Consider the following 21,320-nt stretch of genomic DNA (forward strand, 5'->3'; position numbering starts at 1 on the left):
TTTCTGGGCGATGTGTCACGCCCGCACACATCCGCGCCCCAAAAAAGTCCGGCGCGGTGTCATACAGACGGGCCTCGTCGTTCGTGTGGGGAGTGTCCGGCCGGACGCAGAACAGACCGTGTACTCGCCAACCTGAATCACCAAGAACGGGAGAACGAGATGACGAAGACCCGTGCCCGGATCGTCGGCACACTGTCGGTGTTGATGCTCACCGGCTCGCTGTTCGGCGCCGGTTCGGCCGCCGCCGCGGACGGTGCGGAGGCCAATGGCGCAGCCGACTGCGGAGCGAACGAGATCTGCTTCTGGGCCGACAACGACATGCCGGGGGCGCCGACTTGGCGCTGGTCGCCGGGCAGCGGCACCCTGAACCTGCCGCCCGAGCTGCACGACAACGTCGGTTCCTTCCAGGCCAACGCCGCCGGCTGTTTCATCGACACCGACCCGTCCGAGAAGCGCGGTGTGATCGTCGGTGATTACTCCAATGCCTACAAGGACGACGGCAAGTTCGGCAGCCGCATCGACCAGGTGGCACCCGGCTGCTGATCCGCGGAGTGTGACTTCGGTCCGGGGGGTGTCCCGGTGGTCCGGGCGGTGTTGAGGCAGAACCGGTGACGCCGTGGACAGAACGGCGGCGCAGACTTCATGAAGTCTGCGCCGCCGTTTCGGGATGCGGTGCGTGTCAGCCGGCGGAGCCGCTGCGCATCGCCTTGCGCAGGTCGCTCGTCTGCTGCGCGAGCGTCTTCAGGTCGACCTTCTTGAGGGAACGCGAGGACGCGTCGCCCACCCCGATCACGTCGCCGACCGAGGTGCTGTCGGCCCAGACGCACAGCGGTACGTAGAAGCCGTCGCCCTTGGAGATCCCGCAGCGCAGGACCGCTCCCTTCGCGTCGGGGTCCTGGAGATCGAAGTCCTTCGGCGCGACGGCCATGTCGTTCGGGGCGAACGCCGCCTGCACCCGCTGCGCGGGGTTGGACACCGTACCGGCGGCGGTGTGGACGCCCAGGGTGACCGAGGGGTTGTTCTTGGGGTGGTACGCCGAGTCGACCTGGGGCAGGCCCTTGAACTCCGGGTACAGCGAGGGGTCCCGCTTTTCCGGCGGATACATCTCGGCCGTGGCCTTCGCGTCGTAACGGAGTTCGGCCGGCGTCGACTTCACCACCTTGGGGGTAGTCAGCTTCACGCCCTTGGGAGCGTCCTGCCCCTGGCCCTTGTCCTGCCCCTGGCCCTGGTCCTTCTCTTGGCCCGGTTCCCGTTCCTGGCCCTGCTCCTGCCCCTGTCGCGCCTCGGTGTCGTCCCCACCGCCGAGGTTCGAGAACAGCAGAAAGCCGCCCCCGGCGAGCAACACGACGACAACCAGGACGACGGTCACTATCAGTCCGGTGCGGCGCTTGGGCGGAGCCGGGGGCTGCGGAGCGAAGCTCCCGCCTCCATAGTTCGGCAGTCCGACCGGCGGCGTCGGGCCGTGCTGCTGCGGCGTCGCCCCGTACGGCGGCGTCGCCCCGTTCTGCGGCGGAACCGGTGCGCCGGGATATGGCGGCTGCGGGGCGCCCTGTCCCGGCTGAGGCATCTGCGGTGGCTGGTGGGTCACGGTTGCTGGTTCTCTCACTTCATGGGTTGCAGGAGCCTGGACATCCTTCCTCATCCCACGAAACCGCAGGCGCCGGGGTGCTGGTGCGGGAAACCGGGCAGGCACCGAGGCCGGGGGCGGGACCGTTTTCGTCTGCCGGGTTTGTCTATCGGCGGCGAGGATCTATCGGTGCAAGGACGCCGAACCGGTCCTCGATCACCTCGGCGGCCTCCAGGCACAGGTCCTCGCGGTACATCTGCCCGATGAGCTGAACACCCCGCGGCATACCGTCCGCAAATCCGCAGGGCACGCTCACCGCGGGCACGCCGACGAAGGAGGTCGCCGTGCACAGGGCCAGCGGCAGCATCGCCTGGGCATGGCTCTCGGTGTCGTCGAACCGGACCGCCACGGGGACCGGCTGGGTGCTGGTCGCCGCGAGGAGCAGCGGGTAGTCGGCCTGGAGCCGGGACCAGTCGCGCTGGATCCCGAGGCGGACCGCGGTCTGCCGGACGTACTCGGCGAGTTCGGTGTGCGGGACACGTTCCAGGAACAGGTCGATGTGCCGGCGGCCTTCCTCGGAGAGCAGCTGCCTGGTGCGGTGCCAGTTCAGGCCGAACTCGGTCATGATGAGCTTGCCGTAGCCCTCCAGCGTCTCTGCCAGGCGGGGAATCTCCACCTCTTCCAGGACGTATCCCGCCGCTTCCAGCGCGGTGGCGGCCTCGTCGATTCCGGCGCGTATCTCCGGGTGGACGCCGGCACCGACCGGGTCGATCACCACACCGACCTTTACGGGTGTGGCGAGCTGGGGCCCGGCAAGCGGTGCGGGGACCGCCCGCGGGTCCTCCGGGTCGGTACCCGCGAGCGTCTCGAAGGCGGCCCGGAGATCGGCCACCGTACGGGCGAGCGGGCCGTCGACCGGGATGAGCTGGGAAGCGAGCGTGGGCTCCTGGCCCCTGACGCGGTGGTCGGCGGCGAAGCGGCCGTAACTGGGCTTCAACCCGGCCACCCCGTTGAAGGACGCGGGCAGCCGGACGGACCCGCCGGAGTCGTTGCCGAGGCCGAGCGCCGCCATGCCGACCGCCACGGCGACGCCGTCTCCGCTGCTGGTTCCGCCGGGAGTCTTCTCCGGGGCCCAGGGGTTGTACGTCTTGCCGTAGAGCTGGCTCGCCGGGTCCGAGGAGAGCGCCAGGTCGGGCATGTTGGCGTGGCCGATCGGAATGGCACCCGCGTCGCGCAGCCGACGCACCGGCGGGGAGTCGGCCTCGGGCACATGGTCGCGGAGCTTCTCCACGCCGTGGGTGGTCGGCCAGCCGGCCACGTGGATGTTCTCCTTGACGGTGAACGGCACTCCGGCCAGCGGTCCGAGCCGCTCGCCCGCCGCCCGGCGGCGGTCGGTCTCGCGCGCGGCCATGCGGGCGTCGTCCGCCATGAGTTGGGTGACGGCGTTCACGGCCGGATTCACCTCAGCGATACGTGCCAGGTGGCTCTCCACCACCTCGGCCGCGGTGACCTCGCCGCGGGTGACCTCCGCGGCCAGTTCAGTCGCCGTCGACTTCCAGAGTTCAGTGTCCATGGCTTCGTCGGGGTCCGGGCCCTTCGGCGGGCGTGCGACCCCTGCGCCCCCTTCTGTGCGTGGGCTCGGCGAGTTCCGATGCAAGTGCATCACATCGCATTCCGGGAAGCGATGTAAGCGCATCGCTATGTGGGCATGTGCCAGGGGCTGGTAGAGGGCGGCCAGTTGGTCGCGGAGCACGTCGAGAGGTGGGTGGCGGAAGCGCGCGGGGCGGCGGCAGAGCAGGACGGCCCCCCGACCACCGTCATGTAGGCGCAGCCCCCGGCGGCATGGCATGATCACGCAGTCGACCGCTCTCGAGCCAACCGCCGGGAAACGGCCGACCTCTTGTGCGTTCTTGTTCGTCCCCTTTGTTTGTTCCCTCTTTGTCCCGATGACGTGTGACGCGGACTCAACATCACCTTGCCCGTGGTGCCTTGCGGTCCGTCCCCACCTCACGCCCCCGAGGATCAGCCAACGTGCCCCACATATCCAGAACAGCCTTACTGCCGACGCTCACCGCCCTGGCGCTGCTCGCCGTCGGCTGCTCGGCGACCGGAACATCCGAGCCGTCCGACGGCGAAAAGCCCGCCGCGCGGTCCACGACCTCCGCCCAGGACGTCCCCGACTCGTCCGCGGCCGGGCAGCTCACGGTCGGCAGGGCGCCGGCCGCGTCGGCCACCCCGACCGCCGTCTCCCAGGCCGCGGTTGGCGGGCGCCGCGCTCAGAAGTCCTCGCTGAAGATCACCTCGTTCGACCGGCGCAGCGGCCGGGCCGTCGTCTCCGCCCCCGCCCGTTCGGAGAAGGCCACCCCCTCGGGCCGGCCCAGCCGGACCCCCGGGGCCGGCGGCGGAGCGGACGACCAAGGCCCCCTCGCGGTCGGCGACGTCGTCGCGAGCGGGCCCGCGCCCGGGGCCCCCGACGGTGTCCTCGCCAAGGTCACCGACGTGCTGGGCACGACCGAGCACAACACCGAGGTCCAGACGGCCCCGACCACCCTCAGTGCCCTCCTCGGCAGCCGCAAGGCTGCCGGCAAGGTGCCCGTCGACCCCGCGTCCGTGCAGGTCGAGCCGCTGGTCAAGGGCGTCAAGGTGTCCTGGTCGAAGAACGGCGGCGTGCACTCGGGGCCGCGCGGTACCAGCGTTCCGCTGGGCAACCTGCGGTTGGACGTCGGTGCCGCGATCGCCACGGCCCCGGATGCCCCGGCTTCCGCGGCCGCGTCGCTCTCGGGCTTCGTCCAGCTGGCGCCCGAGGTCGAGTTCTCCTACAACGGTGCCGACGGCGCCGGTTCGCCAGGGGGCGCCTACCTGGGGCTGTCCGGCGACTGGTCCTCGCAGTGGCAGCTGAAGGGCCAGGCCGCCGCACACACCCCGGACGGCAAGCCGCTGCGGCTGCCCTTCGCCAAACTGCACGCCGACCCGGTCATCCAGGTCGGGCCGGTCCCGGTCGTGGTCAACCTCGACCTCACCTGCTACGCCCAGGTGGATGCCGACGGCCGGGTCAGCGTCGAGGTCAAGGAGGACCTCAAGGGCGACTTCCGGGTCGGCGGCAGCTACAGCCGGGCCAAGGGCTGGCAGGCCATCAGCGAGTCCGACATCAAGGCGTCCCCGGTCAAGGCCACCGTCGCGGCGGCGGGCAAGGTCAAGGCCGCGCTCGGCGCCGAGGCGACCCTCGGGCTGTACGGCGTCACCGGAGTGACCGCCGAACTGACGCCGTATCTGCGTGGCGAGGCCGAGGGCAGCGCCACCGGAGCCGGCGACGGCAGCGGTTCGGCGGTGGGCCACTGGCTGGTCGCCGGCGGGGTCGATCTGTCCGGTGCGCTGCTGTTCCATCTGAAGATCTTCGGCACACCGGTCTTCGAGAAACGCATCCCGCTGGGCGCCCTCCACCGGGAGTGGAAGCTCGCGGAGGGCGGCGGATCGGCCTCGTCCGGCAAGCGCGGACGCTGACCGGCAGCGGCGGACGGCGGCGGAGGAGCGTCGCCGCCGTCCCCGAGCCCCTGGTGTCCCGAAGGTGATGGTGCCCCGGCCCCTCCAAGAGGAGCCGGGGCACAACCATGTCCGGGGCACAACCATGTCCGGGGCACAACCATGCCCGGGGCACAACCATGCCCCGGGGCGCTTCAGGCCGCTTCGGGGAAGTGGCACGCCACCTGCCGCGCCGCGCCCGGTTCCATGCGCCGCAGTGCGGGTGTCCCGGTGCGGCAGACCTCCTGGGCCTTGGGGCAGCGCGGATGGAAGGCGCAGCCGGGCGGGGGAGCGGCCGGGCTGGGCAGGTCCCCGTGCAGCGTGATCCGCTCGCGGGCCCGTTCGGCCGCCGGGTCGGGCAGGGGTACCGCCGACAGCAGCGCGCGGGTGTACGGGTGGGCCGGGGCGGCGTACACCCTTTCCTTCGGGCCGATCTCGACGATCCGGCCCAGGTACATCACGGCGACCCGGTCGCACACCCGCTTGACGACCGACAGGTCGTGGGCGATGAAGAGGTAGGCCAGACCGAGTTCGCGCTGGAGCCGGTCCATCAGGTTGACGATCTGGGCCTGGACGGAGACGTCGAGGGCGGACACCGGCTCGTCGGCGACGACCAGGCGGGGGCCGGTGGCCAGCGCGCGGGCGATGCCGATGCGCTGGGCCTGCCCGCCGGAGAACTCGTGCGGATAGCGGTCGATGTGCTCGGGGATGAGCCCCACCAACTCCATCAGCTCGGCGACCCGTTTGCGGGCGTCGGCCGCCGAACCGCCCTGCACCAGCAGCGGATCGGAGATGATCCGGGCCACCGTCTGGCGGGGGTTGAGCGAGGAGTGCGGGTCCTGGAAGACCATCTGCAGGTCCTGGCGGAGCGGTTTGAGTTCACGTTGCGAGAGATGGCTGATGTCGCGTCCGTCGTAGGTGACCGAACCGGCGGTGGGTTCCAGGAGCCGGACGATCATGCGTCCGGTGGTGGACTTGCCGCAGCCGGACTCGCCGACCAGGCCCAGTGTCTCGCCGGCCGCCACATGGAAGGTGACGCCGTCGACGGCCCGGACCGGCGCGGATCGCCGACGTCCGGGGAATGTCATCGTCAAGTCCACTACGGACAACAGGGGTTCGGTGAACGTCATGGAGCCACGCCTTCGTATGCGGGGAAGTGACAGGCGACCATGGGGGTCCCCCCTGTGCATGGGGGTCCCCCCTGCTCGAACGAAGCTGAGAGCTTGGGGGAGGAGTCGAGAACTTGGGGGAGCCCGGCCGGGCCGTCGAGGAGCGGAAGTTCGGTCTCGCAGCGTGCGCGCTCCTGGGCGGGGGCGTCGGCGAGCCGGGGGCAGCGGGGCGCGAACGCGCAGCCGGGGGCCGGGGCGAGCAGGGACGGCGGGCTGCCGGGGATCGCCCGCAGCGGTTCGTCGTCACTGTCGTCGAGGCGGGGCAGGGAGTCGAGCAGGCCGCGGGTGTAGGGGTGGGCCGGGACCGCGAACAGGGTGTCCACGTCGGCCCGTTCGACGGCTCTGCCCCCGTACATCACCAGGACCTCGTGGGCGACGCGGGCGACCACGCCCAGATCGTGCGTGATCATGATGACGGCCAGTCCCCGCTCCTCCTGGACCCGCGCGATGAGCTCCAGGATCTGGGCCTGGACGGTGACGTCCAGGGCGGTGGTCGGCTCGTCCGCGAGGAGCAGATCGGGTTCGCAGACCAGGGCCATGGCGATCATCACGCGCTGGCGCATGCCGCCGGAGAACTGATGCGGGTACTCGCGCGCCCGGCGTCGCGGGTCGGGGATGCCGACCTCGGCCAGCGCTTCCACGGCCCGCTCACGGGCGGCCTTTCTGCCGCTGCCGAAGTGCACGCGGTGGTGCTCGGCGATCTGTTCGCCCACGGTGTAGTACGGATGGAGGCTGGAGAGCGGGTCCTGGAAGATCATCGCCATCTTCCGCCCGCGCAGCCGGTTCAGCTCGCGCTCCGGGAGACCGGTCAGCTCCCGGCCGCCCAGGGAGATGGATCCGCTGACCGAGGCGCCGGTGTGCAGCCCCATCACCGCCAGGGAGGTGACGGACTTGCCGGAGCCGGACTCGCCGACGATGCCGAGGGTCTCGCCCCGCCGCACGTCGAAGCCGAGGCCGTCCACGGCCCGCACCGGACCGTGCGGGGTGGGAAAGGTGACCGTCAGGTCCCGTACCGAGAGCACGGGTTCGGGGGCGCCCATCAGTACCTCACTCGGGGATCGACGACGGCGTACAGCAGGTCGACGGCCAGGTTGGCGACGACGATGAAGGTGGCGGCGAGCAGGGTGACGCCGAGGATGACCGGCTGGTCACCGGTGGACAGCGCGCCGTAGAAGAGCCGTCCGATGCCGGGGATCCCGAAGATGGACTCGGTGATGACGGCGCCCGCGAGCAGGCCGCCCAGGTCCATCCCGAAGATGGTGAGGATGGGCGTCATCCCGGCCCGCAGCCCGTGTTTGACCACGACCGTCCGCCGCGGCAGACCCTTGGCGCGGGCGGTGCGGATGTAGGGCTCCGCCATCGTCTCGATCATCGAACTGCGGCTCTGACGTGCGTACATGGCCGCGTACAGGATGGCCAGCGCCAGCCAGGGCAGCAGCAGGTTCGAGGCCCAGGCGAGAGGGTCGGAGGTGAACTCCACGTACTTCGGGTAGGGGAGGAGGCCGGCCACCCGGATCAGCCCGTAGATGAGCATCACCGAGGTGAAGTAGACCGGCAGGGAGGCGGCGGCGACCGCGCCGACCATCAGGGTGCGGTCGGTGAGGGTGTCCTTGCGCAGCGCGGCGGTGACGCCCGCGGTCAGGCCGAGGACCAGCCAGAGCACCGCGGCGCCCAGCGCGAGCGAGGCGGAGACCGGCAGCCGGTCCATGAGCAGACCCCAGACGGCCTCGCTGTTCTCGTACGAGTAGCCCAGGCACGGGAAGTCGCAGTGCAGCTCGTACTGGCCGCTGCCCATGGTGCGGCCGGTGAAGATGCCGGTGGTGAAGTCCGCGAACTGCCGCCACAGCGGCTGGTCCAGGCCCATGTGCGCGCGGATCGCCGTCAGCCGCTCGGTGCTGCACGACTTGCCGCAGGCCGCGGCGGCCGGGTCGGACGGCAGTACGTAGAAGATGGTGAAGGTGACGGCGGCGATGGCGATCAGCACGCCGATCACTCCGAGCAGCCGTCGGCCTATGTAGACGGTCATATGCGGCTTCCCCTCGGGTCGAGCACGTCCCGCAGTGCGTCACCGAGGAGGGTGAAGGCGAGCACGGTGAGGAAGAGACAGATGCTGGGGATGACGAAGTACATGGGGTCGGTGTCGTAGAAGGCGACGCTCTCGGCGATCATCTGGCCCCAGGAGGGCGTGGGCGGCCGGACGCCGACCCCCAGATAACTCAGGGCCGCCTCGGTGGCGATCATCCCGGGGATGATCAGGGTGGTGTACGCGATGACCGGACCCGCGGCGCCCGGGAGGATGTCGCGGGTGAGGATCCGCCAGGCACCCGAACCGCCGACGCGGGAAGCGTCCACATACTCGCGGTGCTTGAGCGAGAGTGTCTGACCGCGCACCACACGGGCGATACCGGGCCAGCCGAAGAGCCCGATCACGGCGATCATCAGCGCGATCCGGTTGACGTCCCGGGCCACCGACATCATCGCGATCATGAAGATGAGGGAGGGGAAGGACATCGTCAGGTCCATCAGCCGGGAGAGCACCGTGTCGGTGCGCTCCCCGAAGTAGCCGGCCGCGATCCCGGCCGCCGTGCCGGTGAGCACGACGATCGCGGTGGCGGCGAAGGCGATGAGCAGGGAGACCTGGGAGCCGTGGACGACTCGGGCGAACAGGTCGCGGCCGGTGACGGGTTCGACGCCGAGCCAGTGGTCGGCGGAGATGCCGCCGAGCGGGCCGATCGGCTGCCCGCCGAGATAGGGGTCGACGGCGTTCTTGTCGAACTCCTCGGGGGACCAGCCGCCCAGCTTGCTGAGCAGCGGGGCGGCCACCGCCGTGATCACGAAGAGTGCGATCACGACGAGGGAGATCTGCACGGCGGGGCGGCGCCGCAGCTCCCGGCGGGCGAGCTGCCAGGGCCCGCTGCCCGCCGGAGTGGTCGTGGCGGCGGGTGCGGACATGGAGGTGGTTGCCATGGTGGGGGAGCTCCTCAGCCTTCGCTCTTGGCCGGGTCCTTGAGGCCGACGGTGGCGTAGTCGAGCTGGCCGCCGAAGGAGGTCTGCCCGTACGCGCCCGCGATGTTGGTCCCCACCACCAGCGGCCAGCGCCGGACCAGTACGGGAACGGTGGGGGCCTTGGCGAGGATCTCGCCGTCCAGCTCACGCCAGGCCGCCCCGGCCTTCTCGGCGTCGGTCATGGCGGCGATCTCGTCCATCCGCTTCATGGTCGCCTCGTCGCGGAAGAGCGAGTGGTTGCCGGAGTTGCCCTTCTCCTTGATGTAGCGGCCGTCGAAGACGAAGGGCAGGAAGGTGGAGCCGGACGGATAGTCCGGGCACCAGCCGGTGTAGACCATGTCGGTGCGGGTGGTGGTGTCGCCGATGGCGGCGTAGAACGCGGACGGGTCGACCGTCTCGATGACGACCTTGATTCCCGCCTTGGCGAGCGACTGCTGGATCGCCTCGGCCCTCCCCTTGTCACCGTTGGAGACCGTCATCTTGGTGGTGAAGCCGTCCGCCTTGCCGGCCTCCTTCAGCAACTTCTTGGCCTTGTCCGTGTCGCCGGTGGTGGGGATCTTGAGGGTGTCGGGCTGCTTGCCGTCGAAGAGGGTCGCGGGCATGTAGGCGGTCGAGACGTCGTTGAAGGCGGGGCCGCCGGAGGAGGTGATCACGACCTCCTTGTCGAGGGCGTACTGCACGGCCTGACGCACCTTCACGTTGTCGAAGGGGGCCCGCCCGGTGTGCATCTGCACCATGTCGGTGCAGTTGGTCGACTCGGCGAGCAGCCGCTTGCGTACGTCGGCGCGGGGCAGCACCTTCGCCGCGCTCTCCGGCCGCAGCGCGTACCACGGGACGGCGGAGGCGTCCGCGCCCTGGCTGGCGATCATCCGGTCGTCGATCTGGTTGGGCTTGAGCCCCATCACCATGACCAGCTTGTCCGGGTACGCCTTGCGTATGGGGTCCGTCTTGGGGTCCCAGTGGGAGTTGCGGACCAGGACCAGCTTCTTGTTGCGCTGGTACGTCTCGATCTTGTACGGGCCCGAGGAGAAGGGCCGGTTGTCGTACTGGGGCCCTTTGTCCTTCGCCTTCGGTACGGGGGCGAAGGTGGGCATGACCGTCGCGTTGGGGAACTCGGCGAAGGGTTTGCGCAGTTCGAAGACGATGGTCCGGTCGTCCGGTGTCTTGATGGAGTCCAGGTGCTCGCCCTTGGCCGGGCCCTGGTAGCCCTTGGCGTCCTTGAGGTAGCGGGCCGCGTAGTCGGAGCCGCCGGGCAGGTCGGGGGAGAAGGACCGTTCCACGTTGTACTTGATGTCCTGGGCGGTGATCGGCGTCCCGTCCTCGTACGTGATCCCCGGCTTGAGGTGGAAGGTCCAGGTCCTGGTGCCGTGCGAGGGCGTGCCGAGGTCGGTCGCGAGGTCGGGGACCAGCTCGCCGCCGGCGGTCCCCGGAGCCGCCTTGTAGGACACGAGGGTGCGGTAGAGCAGCCGGGTCCCGAAGTCCATGTCGTTCATCACCCAGTTGCGGGCCGGGTCGAGGTGGGTGAAGTCCTGGTTGGACAGCACGGTGAGGGTGCCGCCCCTCTCCGGTGTGCCGCCGATCGTCCGGCCGTTGTTGGCGGTGGCGAGGTTCTTGCGGCCGCGGGTGCCGTCCTGGGGTCCGCCGGAGCAGCCGGTCGCGCCGAGGGTCAGGGCCGCCACCAGGGCGGTGGCCAGAGCGGTACAGGTGCGCTTTTCCATGTGGGGTCACTCCGGGAAGCAGTCGGACAGCCTGGGGGAAGGCTGGAATGTGACCGGTAACATAGTAATGTGAAATTGCACTGACAAGGTGTCGGTCGCTTCGTTATCCACCCGTGCCCGAGGGGGCTGCCATGAACGACTCCATAACCACGGGAATCCGTACGGCAAGTCATGACCTGCCGGTCTCACCGGAACTCGCCGCGTTCCTCTCCGGCCAGTGGGCCCCGACGCCGCCGCCCGGCGACATCCGGCTCCCGGTCGCGGAGCTGACCCCCGCCCGCCGCGCCCGCCTCTCCGCCCGCTTCCCGGGCGAGCGGCTGATCATCCCCGCGGGCGGGCTGCGCGTCCGCTCCAACGACTGCGACCACCGCTTCCGGCCGCACAGCGGCTATGCGTGGCTGACCGGACTGACCGGCGAGGACCAGGCGGGTCATGTGCTGGTCCTGGAGCCCGACGGGCCGCAGCGGCACGAGCCGGTGCTGTACGTGCGCCCCCGCTCACCCCGCGGCGACGGCGACGAGTTCTATCGCGACCGCCGGTACGGGGAGTTCTGGGTCGGACGCCGCCCCGACCTCGCCGAGGCCGAGCGGATGACCGGCATCCGGTGCGCGCACCTGGACACCTGCCGTGCGCTGCCGCCCGGCCGCGACGCCTCATGCGACCCCGAACTCGCCTCCGCCCTCAGCGAGTTGCGGCTGATCAAGGACGCCTGGGAGGTGGCGCAGCTGCAACTGGCCGTCGACCACACCGTGGCGGGTTTCACGGACGTGGTGCGGGCGCTGCCGCAGGCCCTGGTCCATCCGCGTGGTGAGCGCTGGATCGAGGGGGTCTTCGGGCTGCGGGCCCGCGCCGAGGGCAACGGCACCGGCTACGAGACGATCGCCGCCTCCGGCGCCCACGCCTGCGTACTCCACTGGATCCGCAACGACGGCCCCCTGGACCCGCGCCAGCTGCTGCTGCTCGACGCGGGAGTCGAGACCAACTCGCTCTACACCGCGGACATCACCCGCACGCTGCCGCTCTCGGGCCGCTTCTCACCCGTACAGCGGGAGGTGTACCAACTCGTCCTCGCCGCACAGGAAGCCGGCATCGCCGCACTCAAGCCCGGCGCCCGCTTCCGCGACTTCCATCAGGCCGGTATGCGGGTGATCGCCGAAGGGCTCGCCGAATGGGGCGTGCTGAAGAGCGCCGACGTCGACTTCCATCGCCGCTACACCTTGTGCAGCAGCGGGCACATGCTCGGCCTGGACGTCCATGACTGTGCCCAGGCGCGTGCGACGGCGTATCTCGACGGGGTGCTGGAAGAGGGGCAGGTGCTCACGGTCGAGCCCGGTCTCTACCTCCAGCCCGACGACGAGACGCTCCCCGCCGAGCTGCGCGGCATCGGCGTACGTATCGAGGACGACCTGGTCATCACGGCGGAGGGCGCACGCTTGCTGTCGGGTGCGCTGCCGCGCACACCGGACGAGGTCGAGGGGTGGATGGGAGAACTGATCGGTGATTGAGCGCATTGGGCGCCGCAGCCTCTTGGCGTGCGGCAGTGCAATGTGAAATATTACTGAGGTGCTCACGAGGAACTCCGCAGACGTCATCGTCGTCGGGGCGGGTGTGATCGGCGCGGCCTGCGCCTACTACGCCGCCCGGTCCGGCCTCCGCGTCACCGTGCTCGACCGTGGCCCCGTGGCCGGCGGTACGACAGGGGCCGGCGAGGGCAACCTCCTGGTCTCCGACAAGGAGCCGGGCCCCGAACTCGAACTGGCCCTGCTGTCCACCGCGTTGTGGCGGGAGCTGGCCGAGGAACTCCCGCCGGAAATCGAGTACGAACCCAAAGGCGGGCTGGTCGTCGCCTCCGACGAGGCGGGGATGGCCGCACTGCGGGACTTCGCGGCCGGGCAGCGCACGGCAGGCGTCACGGCCGACGAGGTCACGGGCGACCGCCTGCACGACCTGGAACCCCACCTCACCTCAGGCCTGGCGGGTGGCTTCCACTACCCCCAGGACGCCCAGGTGATGCCGGCGCTCGCCGCCGCGCATCTGCTGCGCGCGGGCGGCGACCGTATCCGGCTTCGCCTCGGTGAGGAGGTCACCGGACTTCTCACCGGGGCGGCCGGCGAGATCCGGGGCGTACGGACGGCGACCGGGGAGCTCCACGCCCCGTATGTGGTGAACGCCGCCGGGTCCTGGAGCGGCGACCTCGCCCGCCTCGCCGGTGTGGAGCTGCCCGTACGGCCCCGCCGCGGTTTCGTCCTGGTCACCGAGCCGCTGCCGCGCGTCGTGCGCCACAAGGTGTACGCCGCCGACTATGTCGCCGACGTGGCCAACGGCTCCGCCGCGCTGCAGAGTTCGGCGGTGGTGGAGGGCACCGCGGCGGGGCCGGTCCTGATCGGCGCCAGCCGGGAGCGGGTCGGCTACGACCGCACGCTCTCCGTCGAGGTGCTGCGGCGCCTGGCGGCCCAGGCCACCGCGCTCTTCCCGGTGCTCGCCGGGGTCCGGGCGATGCGCACCTACGTCGGCTTCCGCCCGTATCTGCCGGACCACCTGCCCGCCGTCGGCCCCGACCCGCGCGTCCCCGGCCTGCTGCACGCCTGCGGCCACGAGGGCGCGGGGATCGGGCTCGCCCCCGCCACCGGGCTGGCCGTCGCACGCTCGCTGACCGACGGTGAACCACCGCTCGACCTCACCCCGTTCAGGCCGGAACGCTTCCCCTCGGCCGCCACCTGAGACCGCCCACCCGCCCCGACACCGACGTCACCGCCATGACGGCATTGACCGCACGACCGCAATGACAGCAATGACCGTACGACCGCAATGACCGCCAAGAGAGGACGACCCGTGGCCCGTACCCCCGCCGAGCTGGTCGGCGCCCAACCCGGTCCGCCGTTCCAGATCACGTTCGACGGGCGCGCCGTGACCGCTCTGCCCGGCCAGTCCGTCGCCGCCGCACTGTGGGGAGCCGGGATCCTGGCCTGGCGCACCACCCGCGGCAGCGGGCGCCCGCGGGGGGCGTTCTGCGGCATCGGCCAGTGCTACGACTGCCTCGCCACGATCAACGGAGAGCCCAACCGGCGCGCCTGCCTGGTACCGGCCCGGCCGGGGGACGCCATCACCACTCAGGAAGGACACGGCCGTGCCGCTCTCGGCGTCTGAACCGTACGATCTCGCGGTGATCGGTGCGGGCTCCGCCGGCCTCGCCGGAGCCGTCGCAGCCGCTGAACTCGGGCTGTCCGTAGCCCTGTTGGACACCGCCGTGCACACGGGCGGGCAGTTCTACCGCACCCCGGCGCCCGTCATGGGAGCCGTCCGGCCCGAGGCACTGCACCACGACTGGTCCCCCTACGCCGACCTGCGTCGACGGCTGGCGCGGAGCGACGTCCGGCATCTTCCCGGACATCACGTGTGGAGCGTGACCAAGGACGTGGACGGGGAAGGGACCGGGGAAGGGGCCGGGGAGGGGGCCGGTCCGGCAGACGGGCCGTGGGCGGTGCACGCCGTCACCGGGGCCGACGGCGGCGGCGAGCGCCCGGTGCGCCTACGGGCCCGCACGGTGCTCCTGGCGACCGGCGCCTACGAACGCCAACTCCCCTTCCCCGGCTGGACATTGCCCGGCGTCGTGGGCGCCGGAGGAGCGCAGGCCATGCTCAAGTCAGGGCTGGTGCTGCCCGGCCGGAGGGTCGTCGTGGCGGGCAGCGGCCCGCTACTGCTCGCGGTCGCCTCCTCGCTGGCGGCCGCCGGCGCGAGGGTGCCGGCCGTCGTCGAGGCATCCGGCTATCTGCGCTACGCCCGGCACCCGCGGGCGCTCGTCGCCAATCCGCACAAGGCGGCCGAGGCGCTGGTCCACGGTGCCGCGCTGCTGTGGCACCGAGTGCGGGTGCGGCTGCGCAGCGCGGTCACCGAGGTGCACGGCACCGATCGGGTGGAGGCCGTCACCGTCACACGTGTCGATCGCGACTGGCGTCCCGTACGGGGGACGGGACGGCGGATCGAGTGCGACGCGCTGGCCGTCGGACACGGCCTCGTCCCGCAGATCGAGCTGGCCACGGCGCTCGGCTGCACCACCCGCCCGCTGCCCGACGGCACCACGGCCCTCGCCCTCGACGGCCTCCAGGAGACCTCGGTGCACGGCCTGTGGGCGGCGGGCGAGACCGGAGGCGTAGGAGGCGCCCAACTCGCCCGAGCAGAAGGCGAGTTGGCGGGCATCGCGGCCGCTGCCCGGGTGCTGGACCGCCCCGCCCATGGCGGCCGGGTCAGAGAGCTCCAGCGCCGCAGGGACCGGATGCGTGCCTTCGCCGGCGCGATGGCCGCCGCCCACGCCCCCGGGCCCGGGTGGTCGGGCTGGCTCACGGACGACACCGATGTGTGCCGCTGCGAGGAGGTCACCGCCGGGCAAGTCCGCGAGGCGATCGAGGACCTCGGAGCGCGGGACGCCCGCACCGTCAAGCTGCTGACCCGAGCCGGTATGGGCTGGTGCCAGGGGCGGATGTGCGGTCCGGCGGTGGCCTGCCTCGCGGCCCGCGGCCGAGCCGCCGAACCGCTGGTCGAACGCCGCCCGTTCGCCGTGCCCGTCCCGCTCTCGGCGCTCGCCGCACTCGACGACCCCGCCATGCCTCGGCCCGACGACCAGGGCGAGACCCCGTCCGAGCCCGGAGCCGCCCCCGGCGGCGACGGCTGACCGCGTGCCGAGCCACCCTCGGAACGCCGCACCACTGAGTAACATGTCACATTACGAGAGAGGTTTCGTCGGCATGACCAACACCACCTGGAACACCGCCCGCCCCTGGCGCGGCATCATGGTCGCCACCGCCCTGCCCCTGCGCGACGATCTGTCCGTCGACTACGACGCCTACGCCGAGCATGTCCGCTGGCTGATCGCGAACGGCTGCGACGGAGTCGTACCCAACGGCTCGCTCGGCGAGTACCAGACCCTCACCGACGAGGAGCGGGCCCGCGTCGTGCGGACCGCCGTCGAGGCAGCGGGCGACGGGGCGCGCGTCATGCCCGGCGTCGCCGCCTACGGCAGCGCCGAAGCCCGGCACTGGGCCGAGCAGGCCGCCGAAGCGGGCTGCGGCTCGGTGCTCCTGCTGCCCCCGAACGCCTACCGGGCCGAGGAATCGGGCGTACGCGCCCACTACGCCGAGGTCGCCAGGACCGGGGTGCCGGTCGTCGCGTACAACAACCCCATCGACACCAAGGTCGATCTCACCCCCGGCATGCTGGCCCGCCTCCACCAGGACGGCAGCATCGTCGCCGTGAAGGAATTCACCGGCGACGTCCGCCGGGCCTACGAGATCGCCGAACTCGCCCCGGAGCTCGATCTGCTGATCGGCGCCGACGACGTACTCCTCGAACTCGCCCTCGCCGGTGCCGTCGGCTGGATCGCCGGCTACCCCAACGCCTTCCCGGACGGCTGCGCCACCCTGTACCACGCCGCCGTCGCCGGCGACCTGGGCACCGCACTGCCGCTCTACAAGTCCCTGCACGGGCTGCTGCGTTGGGACTCCAAGACCGAATTCGTCCAGGCCATCAAGCTGTCCATGGACATCGTCGGGCGGCCGGGCGGGCCCACCCGGCCGCCGCGTCTCCCGCTCACCGGGGAGACCGAGGCGGCGGTGCGGGCCGCCACCGAGAAGGCCGTCGCCGACGGCCACCGCTGACCCGGGAGTACACCCATGCGTACGCGTCACGTCTTCCATGCCGTCGACTCGCATACCGAGGGCATGCCCACCCGCGTGATCACCGGTGGCGTCGGAGTCATCCCCGGGGCCACCATGGCCGAGCGACGGACGTACTTCATCGAGCACATGGACCACCTCCGCACGCTCCTGATGTACGAGCCGCGCGGCCACGCCGCGATGAGCGGCGCCATCCTCCAGCCGCCCACCCGCCCCGACGCCGACTACGGAGTCCTCTACATCGAGGTCTCCGGGCTGCTCCCGATGTGCGGGCACGGCACGATCGGGGTCGCCACCGTCCTGGTCGAGACCGGCATGGTGCCGGTGGCCGAACCGGTCACCACCGTCCGGCTCGACACCCCGGCCGGGCTGGTGACCGTCGAGGTCCAGGTGACCGACGGCGCCGCCAAGGCGGTCACCTTCACCAACGTGCCCGCGTTCTGCGTCGGGCTCGACCGCAAGGTCCAGGTGCCCGGTCACGGCACGGTGACCTACGACCTCGCATTCGGCGGAAACTTCTACGCCTTCGTCGAACTCGACGCGCTGGGCCTGCCGTTCGACCGCGAGCGCAAGGGCGATCTGCTGGCCGCCGGACTCGCCATCATGGACGCGATCAACGCCTCGCCCGAGCGGCCCGTGCACCCCGAGCGGCCGGAGATCGCCGGAGTCAAACACGTCTACCTCGCCGCTCCCGGCTCCGGCGCCCGCCACTCGCGGCACGCGATGGCCATCCACCCCGGCTGGTTCGACCGCTCCCCGTGCGGCACCGGCACCTCGGCCCGAATGGCCCAGCTGTACGCCCGCGGCCAGCTGCCCCTCGGCCGCGACTTCGTCAACGAGTCCTTCATCGGCACCCGCTTCACCGGCCGTCTGATCGAGAAGACCACGGTGGCCGGACTGCCCGCCGTCGTGCCGACCGTCACCGGACGCGCCTGGATCACCGGCACCGCCCAGTACTTCCTCGACCCGGACGACCCCTTCCCCGGAGGTTTCCTCCTATGACCGACGCCGACTCCCTCATCACCTCACGCAACCCGGCCGACCCGACCGACGTGGTCCTCCAGGTCCCCGCACCCGGAGCCTTCGCGGTGGCCGACGCCGTGGAGCGGGCCCGTGCCGCCCAGCCCGACTGGCTGCTGGGCGGGGCGGCCGCCCGCTCGACCGCCCTCGGCGCGGTCGCCGACGCCATCGACGCGGCAGCGGCCGATCTGGCCGCGCTCGCCGTCCGCGAGGTGGGCAAGCCGCTCGCCGAAGCCAGGGCCGAAGTCGCCCGCACGGCCGCGATCTGGCGCTACTACGCCCAGGCCCCGTACGAGCCGGTCGGCGCCGTCCACGAGACCGCCATGGGCCCCGGCCTGCTGCTCACCCGCCGTCGACCGCATGGCGTGGCCGGGCTGATCACGCCCTGGAACTTCCCCTTCGCCATTCCGAGCTGGAAGGCCGCCCCGGCGCTCGCGGCCGGCAACGCCGTCGTCCTCAAGCCCGCACCCGAGGCCACCGCCTGCGCGCAGCGGCTGGCCGAGATCGTCCAACAGGCCCTGCCCGACGAGGTGTTCACCGTCATGCCCGGCGGAGCGACGGAGGGCGACGCGCTCGTATCGTCCGCCGACGTGCTCTCCTTCACCGGCTCGACCGCCGTCGGCCAGGCCGTCGCCCGCGCCGCCACAGAACGGGGCGCTCCGGTCCAGGCCGAGATGGGCGGCCTGAACGCGGCGATCGTCCTCCCGGACGCCGGCATCGAGCAGGCCGCGGCACACATCGCCGCTTCCATCGCCGGGTACGCGGGCCAGAAGTGCACCGCCACCAGCCGCGTCATCGCGGTCGGTGCGGCCCTCGACCCGCTGCGCGAAGCACTCTCCGAAGCGCTGCGCGCCGTCCCGGTCGGAGACCCGGCCGAGGCGACCACCGTGAGCGGGCCCCTGATCAACGGGCGAGCCCGCGATCAGGTCTCCGAGGCCTGGCACGGCCTGGGCGCGCTGGCGGGCGGCACCGTACCCGACGGACCCGGCTGGTACGCGGCCCCGACACTGGTCGAAAAGGTCCCCACGGGCCACCGCCTGCTGCGCGAAGAGGTCTTCGGGCCCATCGCGGCCCTGCTGCCCGCCGACGACCTGGCCCACGCGGTACGCCTCACCAACTCCGTGCCGTACGGTCTGGTCACCTCGGTCCACACCACCGAACTGGACGCGGCGCTGCGCGGACTCGACCGGCTCGACACCGGGATGATCCGGATCAACGCACCGTCCACCGGCGTCGACTTCCATCTGCCGTTCGGCGGCGCCAAGGCATCCAGCCAGGGACCGCGCGAACAGGGCCGGGCCGCGCTGGAGTTCTACACCTCCAGTCAGACCTACACCCTGTCGCCCGCCGGGGCAACGTGACATTGTACGGTGGTGGTCCATACCAGACCGAAGGGGCACGACCGCCATGGCGCACCTCAAGCATCGCGACCTCAACGTTGGCCGGGAGCGGCTGCGCGACCAGGTGAGCAACGCCCTGCGGGCCGCCCTGATCTCCGGCGAGCTGCGTCCGGGGGTGGTCTACTCCGCGCCCACGCTCGCCGATGACTTCGGCATCTCCGCGACCCCTGTGCGCGAGGCGATGCTCGACCTGGCGCGCGAGGGCCTGGTCGAGCCCGTCCGCAACAAGGGCTTCAGGGTGACCGAGGTCAGCGAGCGCGACCTCGATCAGTACACCGAGATCCGCGCACTGATCGAGATCCCCATGGTCGGCCGGATCACCCGCAGCGCCACGCACGAGGAACTGGAGACGCTGCGCCCGGTCGCCGAGGAGATCGTCCGGGCGGCGCGCGACCATGACCTCATCGGCTACCTGGAGGCCGACCGGCAGTTCCATCTCTCGCTCCTCGCGCTCTCCGGCAACGACCGCCTCGTCGAGACCGTCAGCGACCTGCGCAAGCGTTCCCGCCTGTACGGGCTCAACGGCCTGGACGAGCGCGGCGAGCTGATCCCTTCGGCCGAGGAGCACCTGGAGCTCCTCGATCTGATGCTCGCGGGTGACCAGAAGGGAGCGGAGAAGTGCATGGCCAAGCACCTGGGCCATGTCCGCGCCCTGTGGGCCAGCAGCGGCAGCTCGTCCTCCAGCGGCAGCTCGTCCTCGCCGGAGGCGAAGGAGCCGGCGCGGCGGACGCGGAAGCGCTCTGCCTGAGGGCTGCTTCTGAGGGCTGTGCCTGAGGGACGGCTTGAGGGGCTGCGGCGGGGCGGGGTCCGGGTGGCGCGGCGCTGTGCGTAGGTCAGTGCTCGTGGATAGGTCAGTGCTCGTGGGAAGGGGGCGGCTGGTCACGCCGACGTACACGCACCTATGCAATGTCACACATCACCAGTACTCAAGTCGCCAGCGAAAGGCCCCGCCCATGCACCCCGCGTACGCCACCACCGATCACTCCTTCACCGTCCCGCTGGACCACGCCCGTCCGGACGGCCCGACCATCGAGGTATTTGCACGCGAGGTCGTCGACCCCGCTCGCACCGGTGATCAACTGCCCTGGCTGCTCTACTTGCAGGGCGGCCCCGGCGGCAAATCGCCCCGACCTTCGGCGGGTTCGCCCGGATGGCTGCCCCAGGCACTGGAAACCCACCGGGTACTGCTCCTGGACCAGCGCGGCACCGGTCGCTCCACCCCGGTCACCGCGCGGATGGCCGCCCGGTTCTCCTCTTCCCCCTCCCAGCTGGCTACGTATCTGGCGCACTTCCGCGCCGACTCCATCGTGGCCGACGCCGAACTGATACGCCGTCAACTCTGTCCTAACGGGGAGCCCTGGGAAACCCTCGGCCAGAGCTACGGCGGCTTCATCACCCTCACCTATCTCTCCCAGGCCCCCGAAGGCCTACGGGCCTGCTACGTCACCGGCGGACTGCCCGGACTCACCGCGGCCGCCGACGAGGTGTACGCCCGCACCTACCCACGGGTGCGGGACCGGGTCCTCGACTTCTACGACCGCTACCCGGACGACGCCCCTCGACTCCGCAAGATCGCCGATCTCCTCGCGGCCGGCGATGTCCGGCTGCCCGGAGGCGACCGCCTCACCACGCGCCGCCTCCGCACCCTCGGCCTCGCCCTCGGCATGGGCGACGGCTTTGAGCGCATCCACTGGCTGCTCGACGAATCCCAGGACAGGGACGGCAAGTTGACCGACACCTTCCTCCACCAGGTGCAGGCCCTGACCGGCTTCACCGACAATCCGCTGTTCGCCGTCATGCAGGAGACGCTGTACGGGCAGGGGGCGGGCCCGACCGCCTGGGCAGCCTCCCGCGCCCTGGACGGCTCCCCGGGCTTCTCCGAGGAGGCCGACCCCCTCCTCCTCACCGGAGAAATGATCTACCCCTGGATGTTCCGGGAGATCGCGGGCCTGCGCCCCTTCGCGGACGCCGCGGATCTCCTCGCCCAGCGCACCGACTGGCCCCCGCTCTACGACGCTCACCGCCTGGCCGCCAACCAGGTCCCGCTCGCCGCGATCGTCTACCACGACGACATGTACGTCGACGCCGGCCTCTCCCTGCGTACGGCGCGCGAAGTCGGCGCCACCCGCGTCTGGGTCACCAATGAGTGGGAGCACGACGGCGTCGCCGCCTCAGGCGGCCGCGTCCTCGCCCGCCTGATCGACATGGCCAAAGGCCGCGCTTAGCCGAGGGCCCCCTGCCCGTCCGCAAAG

General features: G+C 71.3%; 18 protein-coding genes. 11 read left to right on the forward strand and 7 right to left on the reverse strand.

Features of this window, described 5'->3' with window-relative positions:
- The first annotated feature begins 159 nt into the window (after window positions 1-159).
- The gene (locus FCH28_RS07580; RefSeq protein WP_136738901.1) at window positions 160-543 is read left to right on the forward strand and encodes a hypothetical protein; all 384 of its coding nucleotides are present in this window, start codon (window positions 160-162) and stop codon (window positions 541-543) included.
- Window positions 544-679: 136 nt separating this feature from the next.
- Here the strand turns inward: FCH28_RS07580 and FCH28_RS07585 are convergent, their stop codons facing one another.
- On the reverse strand, window positions 680-1,588 hold the full coding sequence (locus FCH28_RS07585; protein ID WP_136738902.1) for a hypothetical protein: 909 nt from the start codon (window positions 1,586-1,588) through the stop codon (window positions 680-682).
- Window positions 1,589-1,733: 145 nt separating this feature from the next.
- Window positions 1,734-3,140 carry an amidase gene (locus tag FCH28_RS07590; RefSeq protein ID WP_136738903.1) on the reverse strand — a complete coding sequence of 469 codons (1,407 nt, stop codon included), beginning with the start codon at window positions 3,138-3,140 and terminating at the stop codon, window positions 1,734-1,736.
- A gap of 458 nt (window positions 3,141-3,598) precedes the next feature.
- Between FCH28_RS07590 and FCH28_RS07595 the strand changes: the two genes are divergently transcribed.
- Entirely contained in the window at window positions 3,599-5,068 is a 1,470-nt protein-coding gene (locus FCH28_RS07595) for a hypothetical protein (protein WP_136738904.1), read from the forward strand.
- A gap of 173 nt (window positions 5,069-5,241) precedes the next feature.
- On the opposite strand, the gene FCH28_RS07600 is transcribed toward FCH28_RS07595, so the two are convergent.
- Genes FCH28_RS07600 through FCH28_RS07620 form a run of 5 tightly spaced genes read right to left on the reverse strand, consistent with a single transcriptional unit; the run spans window position 5,242 to window position 10,979 of the window.
- Entirely contained in the window at window positions 5,242-6,216 is a 975-nt protein-coding gene (locus FCH28_RS07600) for an ABC transporter ATP-binding protein (RefSeq protein WP_136738905.1), read from the reverse strand.
- On the reverse strand, window positions 6,213-7,295 hold the full coding sequence (locus FCH28_RS07605; RefSeq protein WP_136738906.1) for an ABC transporter ATP-binding protein: 1,083 nt from the start codon (window positions 7,293-7,295) through the stop codon (window positions 6,213-6,215). The genes FCH28_RS07600 and FCH28_RS07605 overlap by 4 nt, the downstream gene beginning before the upstream one ends.
- On the reverse strand, window positions 7,295-8,281 hold the full coding sequence (locus FCH28_RS07610; RefSeq protein ID WP_136738907.1) for an ABC transporter permease: 987 nt from the start codon (window positions 8,279-8,281) through the stop codon (window positions 7,295-7,297). The genes FCH28_RS07605 and FCH28_RS07610 overlap by 1 nt, the downstream gene beginning before the upstream one ends.
- Window positions 8,278-9,222, reverse strand: a complete 945-nt coding sequence (locus FCH28_RS07615; RefSeq protein ID WP_136738908.1) for an ABC transporter permease — start codon at window positions 9,220-9,222, stop codon at window positions 8,278-8,280. The genes FCH28_RS07610 and FCH28_RS07615 overlap by 4 nt, the downstream gene beginning before the upstream one ends.
- Before the next feature lie 14 nt (window positions 9,223-9,236).
- Window positions 9,237-10,979 carry an ABC transporter substrate-binding protein gene (locus tag FCH28_RS07620; RefSeq protein WP_136738909.1) on the reverse strand — a complete coding sequence of 581 codons (1,743 nt, stop codon included), beginning with the start codon at window positions 10,977-10,979 and terminating at the stop codon, window positions 9,237-9,239.
- A gap of 131 nt (window positions 10,980-11,110) precedes the next feature.
- Here FCH28_RS07620 and FCH28_RS07625 point away from each other — a divergent pair, with 131 nt between their 5' ends.
- The 9 genes from FCH28_RS07625 (at window position 11,111) to FCH28_RS07665 (ending at window position 21,293) form a co-directional block, all read left to right on the forward strand.
- Entirely contained in the window at window positions 11,111-12,484 is a 1,374-nt protein-coding gene (locus FCH28_RS07625) for an aminopeptidase P family protein (RefSeq protein ID WP_136738910.1), read from the forward strand.
- Window positions 12,485-12,542: 58 nt separating this feature from the next.
- A complete protein-coding gene (locus FCH28_RS07630; protein ID WP_136738911.1) occupies window positions 12,543-13,700 on the forward strand; it encodes an NAD(P)/FAD-dependent oxidoreductase in 1,158 nt (385 codons plus the stop codon).
- 111 nt (window positions 13,701-13,811) lie between these two features.
- Window positions 13,812-14,126: a (2Fe-2S)-binding protein gene (locus FCH28_RS07635; RefSeq protein WP_136738912.1), complete on the forward strand. Its 315-nt coding sequence runs from the start codon at window positions 13,812-13,814 to the stop codon at window positions 14,124-14,126.
- Window positions 14,107-15,648 (forward strand): FAD/NAD(P)-dependent oxidoreductase, encoded by a 1,542-nt coding sequence (locus tag FCH28_RS07640; RefSeq protein WP_136738913.1) that lies wholly within the window; start codon window positions 14,107-14,109, stop codon window positions 15,646-15,648. The genes FCH28_RS07635 and FCH28_RS07640 overlap by 20 nt, the downstream gene beginning before the upstream one ends.
- Window positions 15,649-15,721: 73 nt before the next feature.
- Entirely contained in the window at window positions 15,722-16,630 is a 909-nt protein-coding gene (locus FCH28_RS07645) for a dihydrodipicolinate synthase family protein (RefSeq protein WP_136738914.1), read from the forward strand.
- Between the two features lie 15 nt (window positions 16,631-16,645).
- Window positions 16,646-17,650, forward strand: a complete 1,005-nt coding sequence (locus FCH28_RS07650; protein ID WP_136738915.1) for a proline racemase family protein — start codon at window positions 16,646-16,648, stop codon at window positions 17,648-17,650.
- Window positions 17,647-19,029 carry an aldehyde dehydrogenase family protein gene (locus tag FCH28_RS07655; RefSeq protein WP_136738916.1) on the forward strand — a complete coding sequence of 461 codons (1,383 nt, stop codon included), beginning with the start codon at window positions 17,647-17,649 and terminating at the stop codon, window positions 19,027-19,029. The genes FCH28_RS07650 and FCH28_RS07655 overlap by 4 nt, the downstream gene beginning before the upstream one ends.
- Before the next feature lie 46 nt (window positions 19,030-19,075).
- Window positions 19,076-19,816, forward strand: coding sequence for a GntR family transcriptional regulator (locus FCH28_RS07660; protein WP_136738917.1), 741 nt, complete (start codon window positions 19,076-19,078; stop codon window positions 19,814-19,816).
- Between the two features lie 205 nt (window positions 19,817-20,021).
- Window positions 20,022-21,293 (forward strand): alpha/beta fold hydrolase, encoded by a 1,272-nt coding sequence (locus FCH28_RS07665; protein ID WP_136738918.1) that lies wholly within the window; start codon window positions 20,022-20,024, stop codon window positions 21,291-21,293.
- Window positions 21,294-21,320: the final 27 nt, after the last annotated feature.

The sequence above is a fragment of the Streptomyces piniterrae genome (genome assembly GCF_005048155.1).
Classification (GTDB): domain Bacteria; phylum Actinomycetota; class Actinomycetes; order Streptomycetales; family Streptomycetaceae; genus Streptomyces; species Streptomyces piniterrae.

What these genes read in the sequence shown, in the direction of transcription:
- FCH28_RS07655 (WP_136738916.1), top strand. Translation starts at nt 17,647, where the DNA reads ATGACCGACGCCGACTCCCTCATCACCTCACGCAACCCGGCCGACCCG.
- FCH28_RS07600 (WP_136738905.1), bottom strand. Translation starts at nt 6,216, where the DNA reads ATGACGTTCACCGAACCCCTGTTGTCCGTAGTGGACTTGACGATGACA.
- FCH28_RS07610 (WP_136738907.1), bottom strand. Translation starts at nt 8,281, where the DNA reads ATGACCGTCTACATAGGCCGACGGCTGCTCGGAGTGATCGGCGTGCTG.
- FCH28_RS07615 (WP_136738908.1), bottom strand. Translation starts at nt 9,222, where the DNA reads ATGGCAACCACCTCCATGTCCGCACCCGCCGCCACGACCACTCCGGCG.
- FCH28_RS07605 (WP_136738906.1), bottom strand. Translation starts at nt 7,295, where the DNA reads ATGGGCGCCCCCGAACCCGTGCTCTCGGTACGGGACCTGACGGTCACC.
- FCH28_RS07645 (WP_136738914.1), top strand. Translation starts at nt 15,722, where the DNA reads ATGACCAACACCACCTGGAACACCGCCCGCCCCTGGCGCGGCATCATG.
- FCH28_RS07590 (WP_136738903.1), bottom strand. Translation starts at nt 3,140, where the DNA reads ATGGACACTGAACTCTGGAAGTCGACGGCGACTGAACTGGCCGCGGAG.
- FCH28_RS07625 (WP_136738910.1), top strand. Translation starts at nt 11,111, where the DNA reads ATGAACGACTCCATAACCACGGGAATCCGTACGGCAAGTCATGACCTG.
- FCH28_RS07665 (WP_136738918.1), top strand. Translation starts at nt 20,022, where the DNA reads ATGCACCCCGCGTACGCCACCACCGATCACTCCTTCACCGTCCCGCTG.
- FCH28_RS07660 (WP_136738917.1), top strand. Translation starts at nt 19,076, where the DNA reads ATGGCGCACCTCAAGCATCGCGACCTCAACGTTGGCCGGGAGCGGCTG.
- FCH28_RS07580 (WP_136738901.1), top strand. Translation starts at nt 160, where the DNA reads ATGACGAAGACCCGTGCCCGGATCGTCGGCACACTGTCGGTGTTGATG.
- FCH28_RS07620 (WP_136738909.1), bottom strand. Translation starts at nt 10,979, where the DNA reads ATGGAAAAGCGCACCTGTACCGCTCTGGCCACCGCCCTGGTGGCGGCC.
- FCH28_RS07650 (WP_136738915.1), top strand. Translation starts at nt 16,646, where the DNA reads ATGCGTACGCGTCACGTCTTCCATGCCGTCGACTCGCATACCGAGGGC.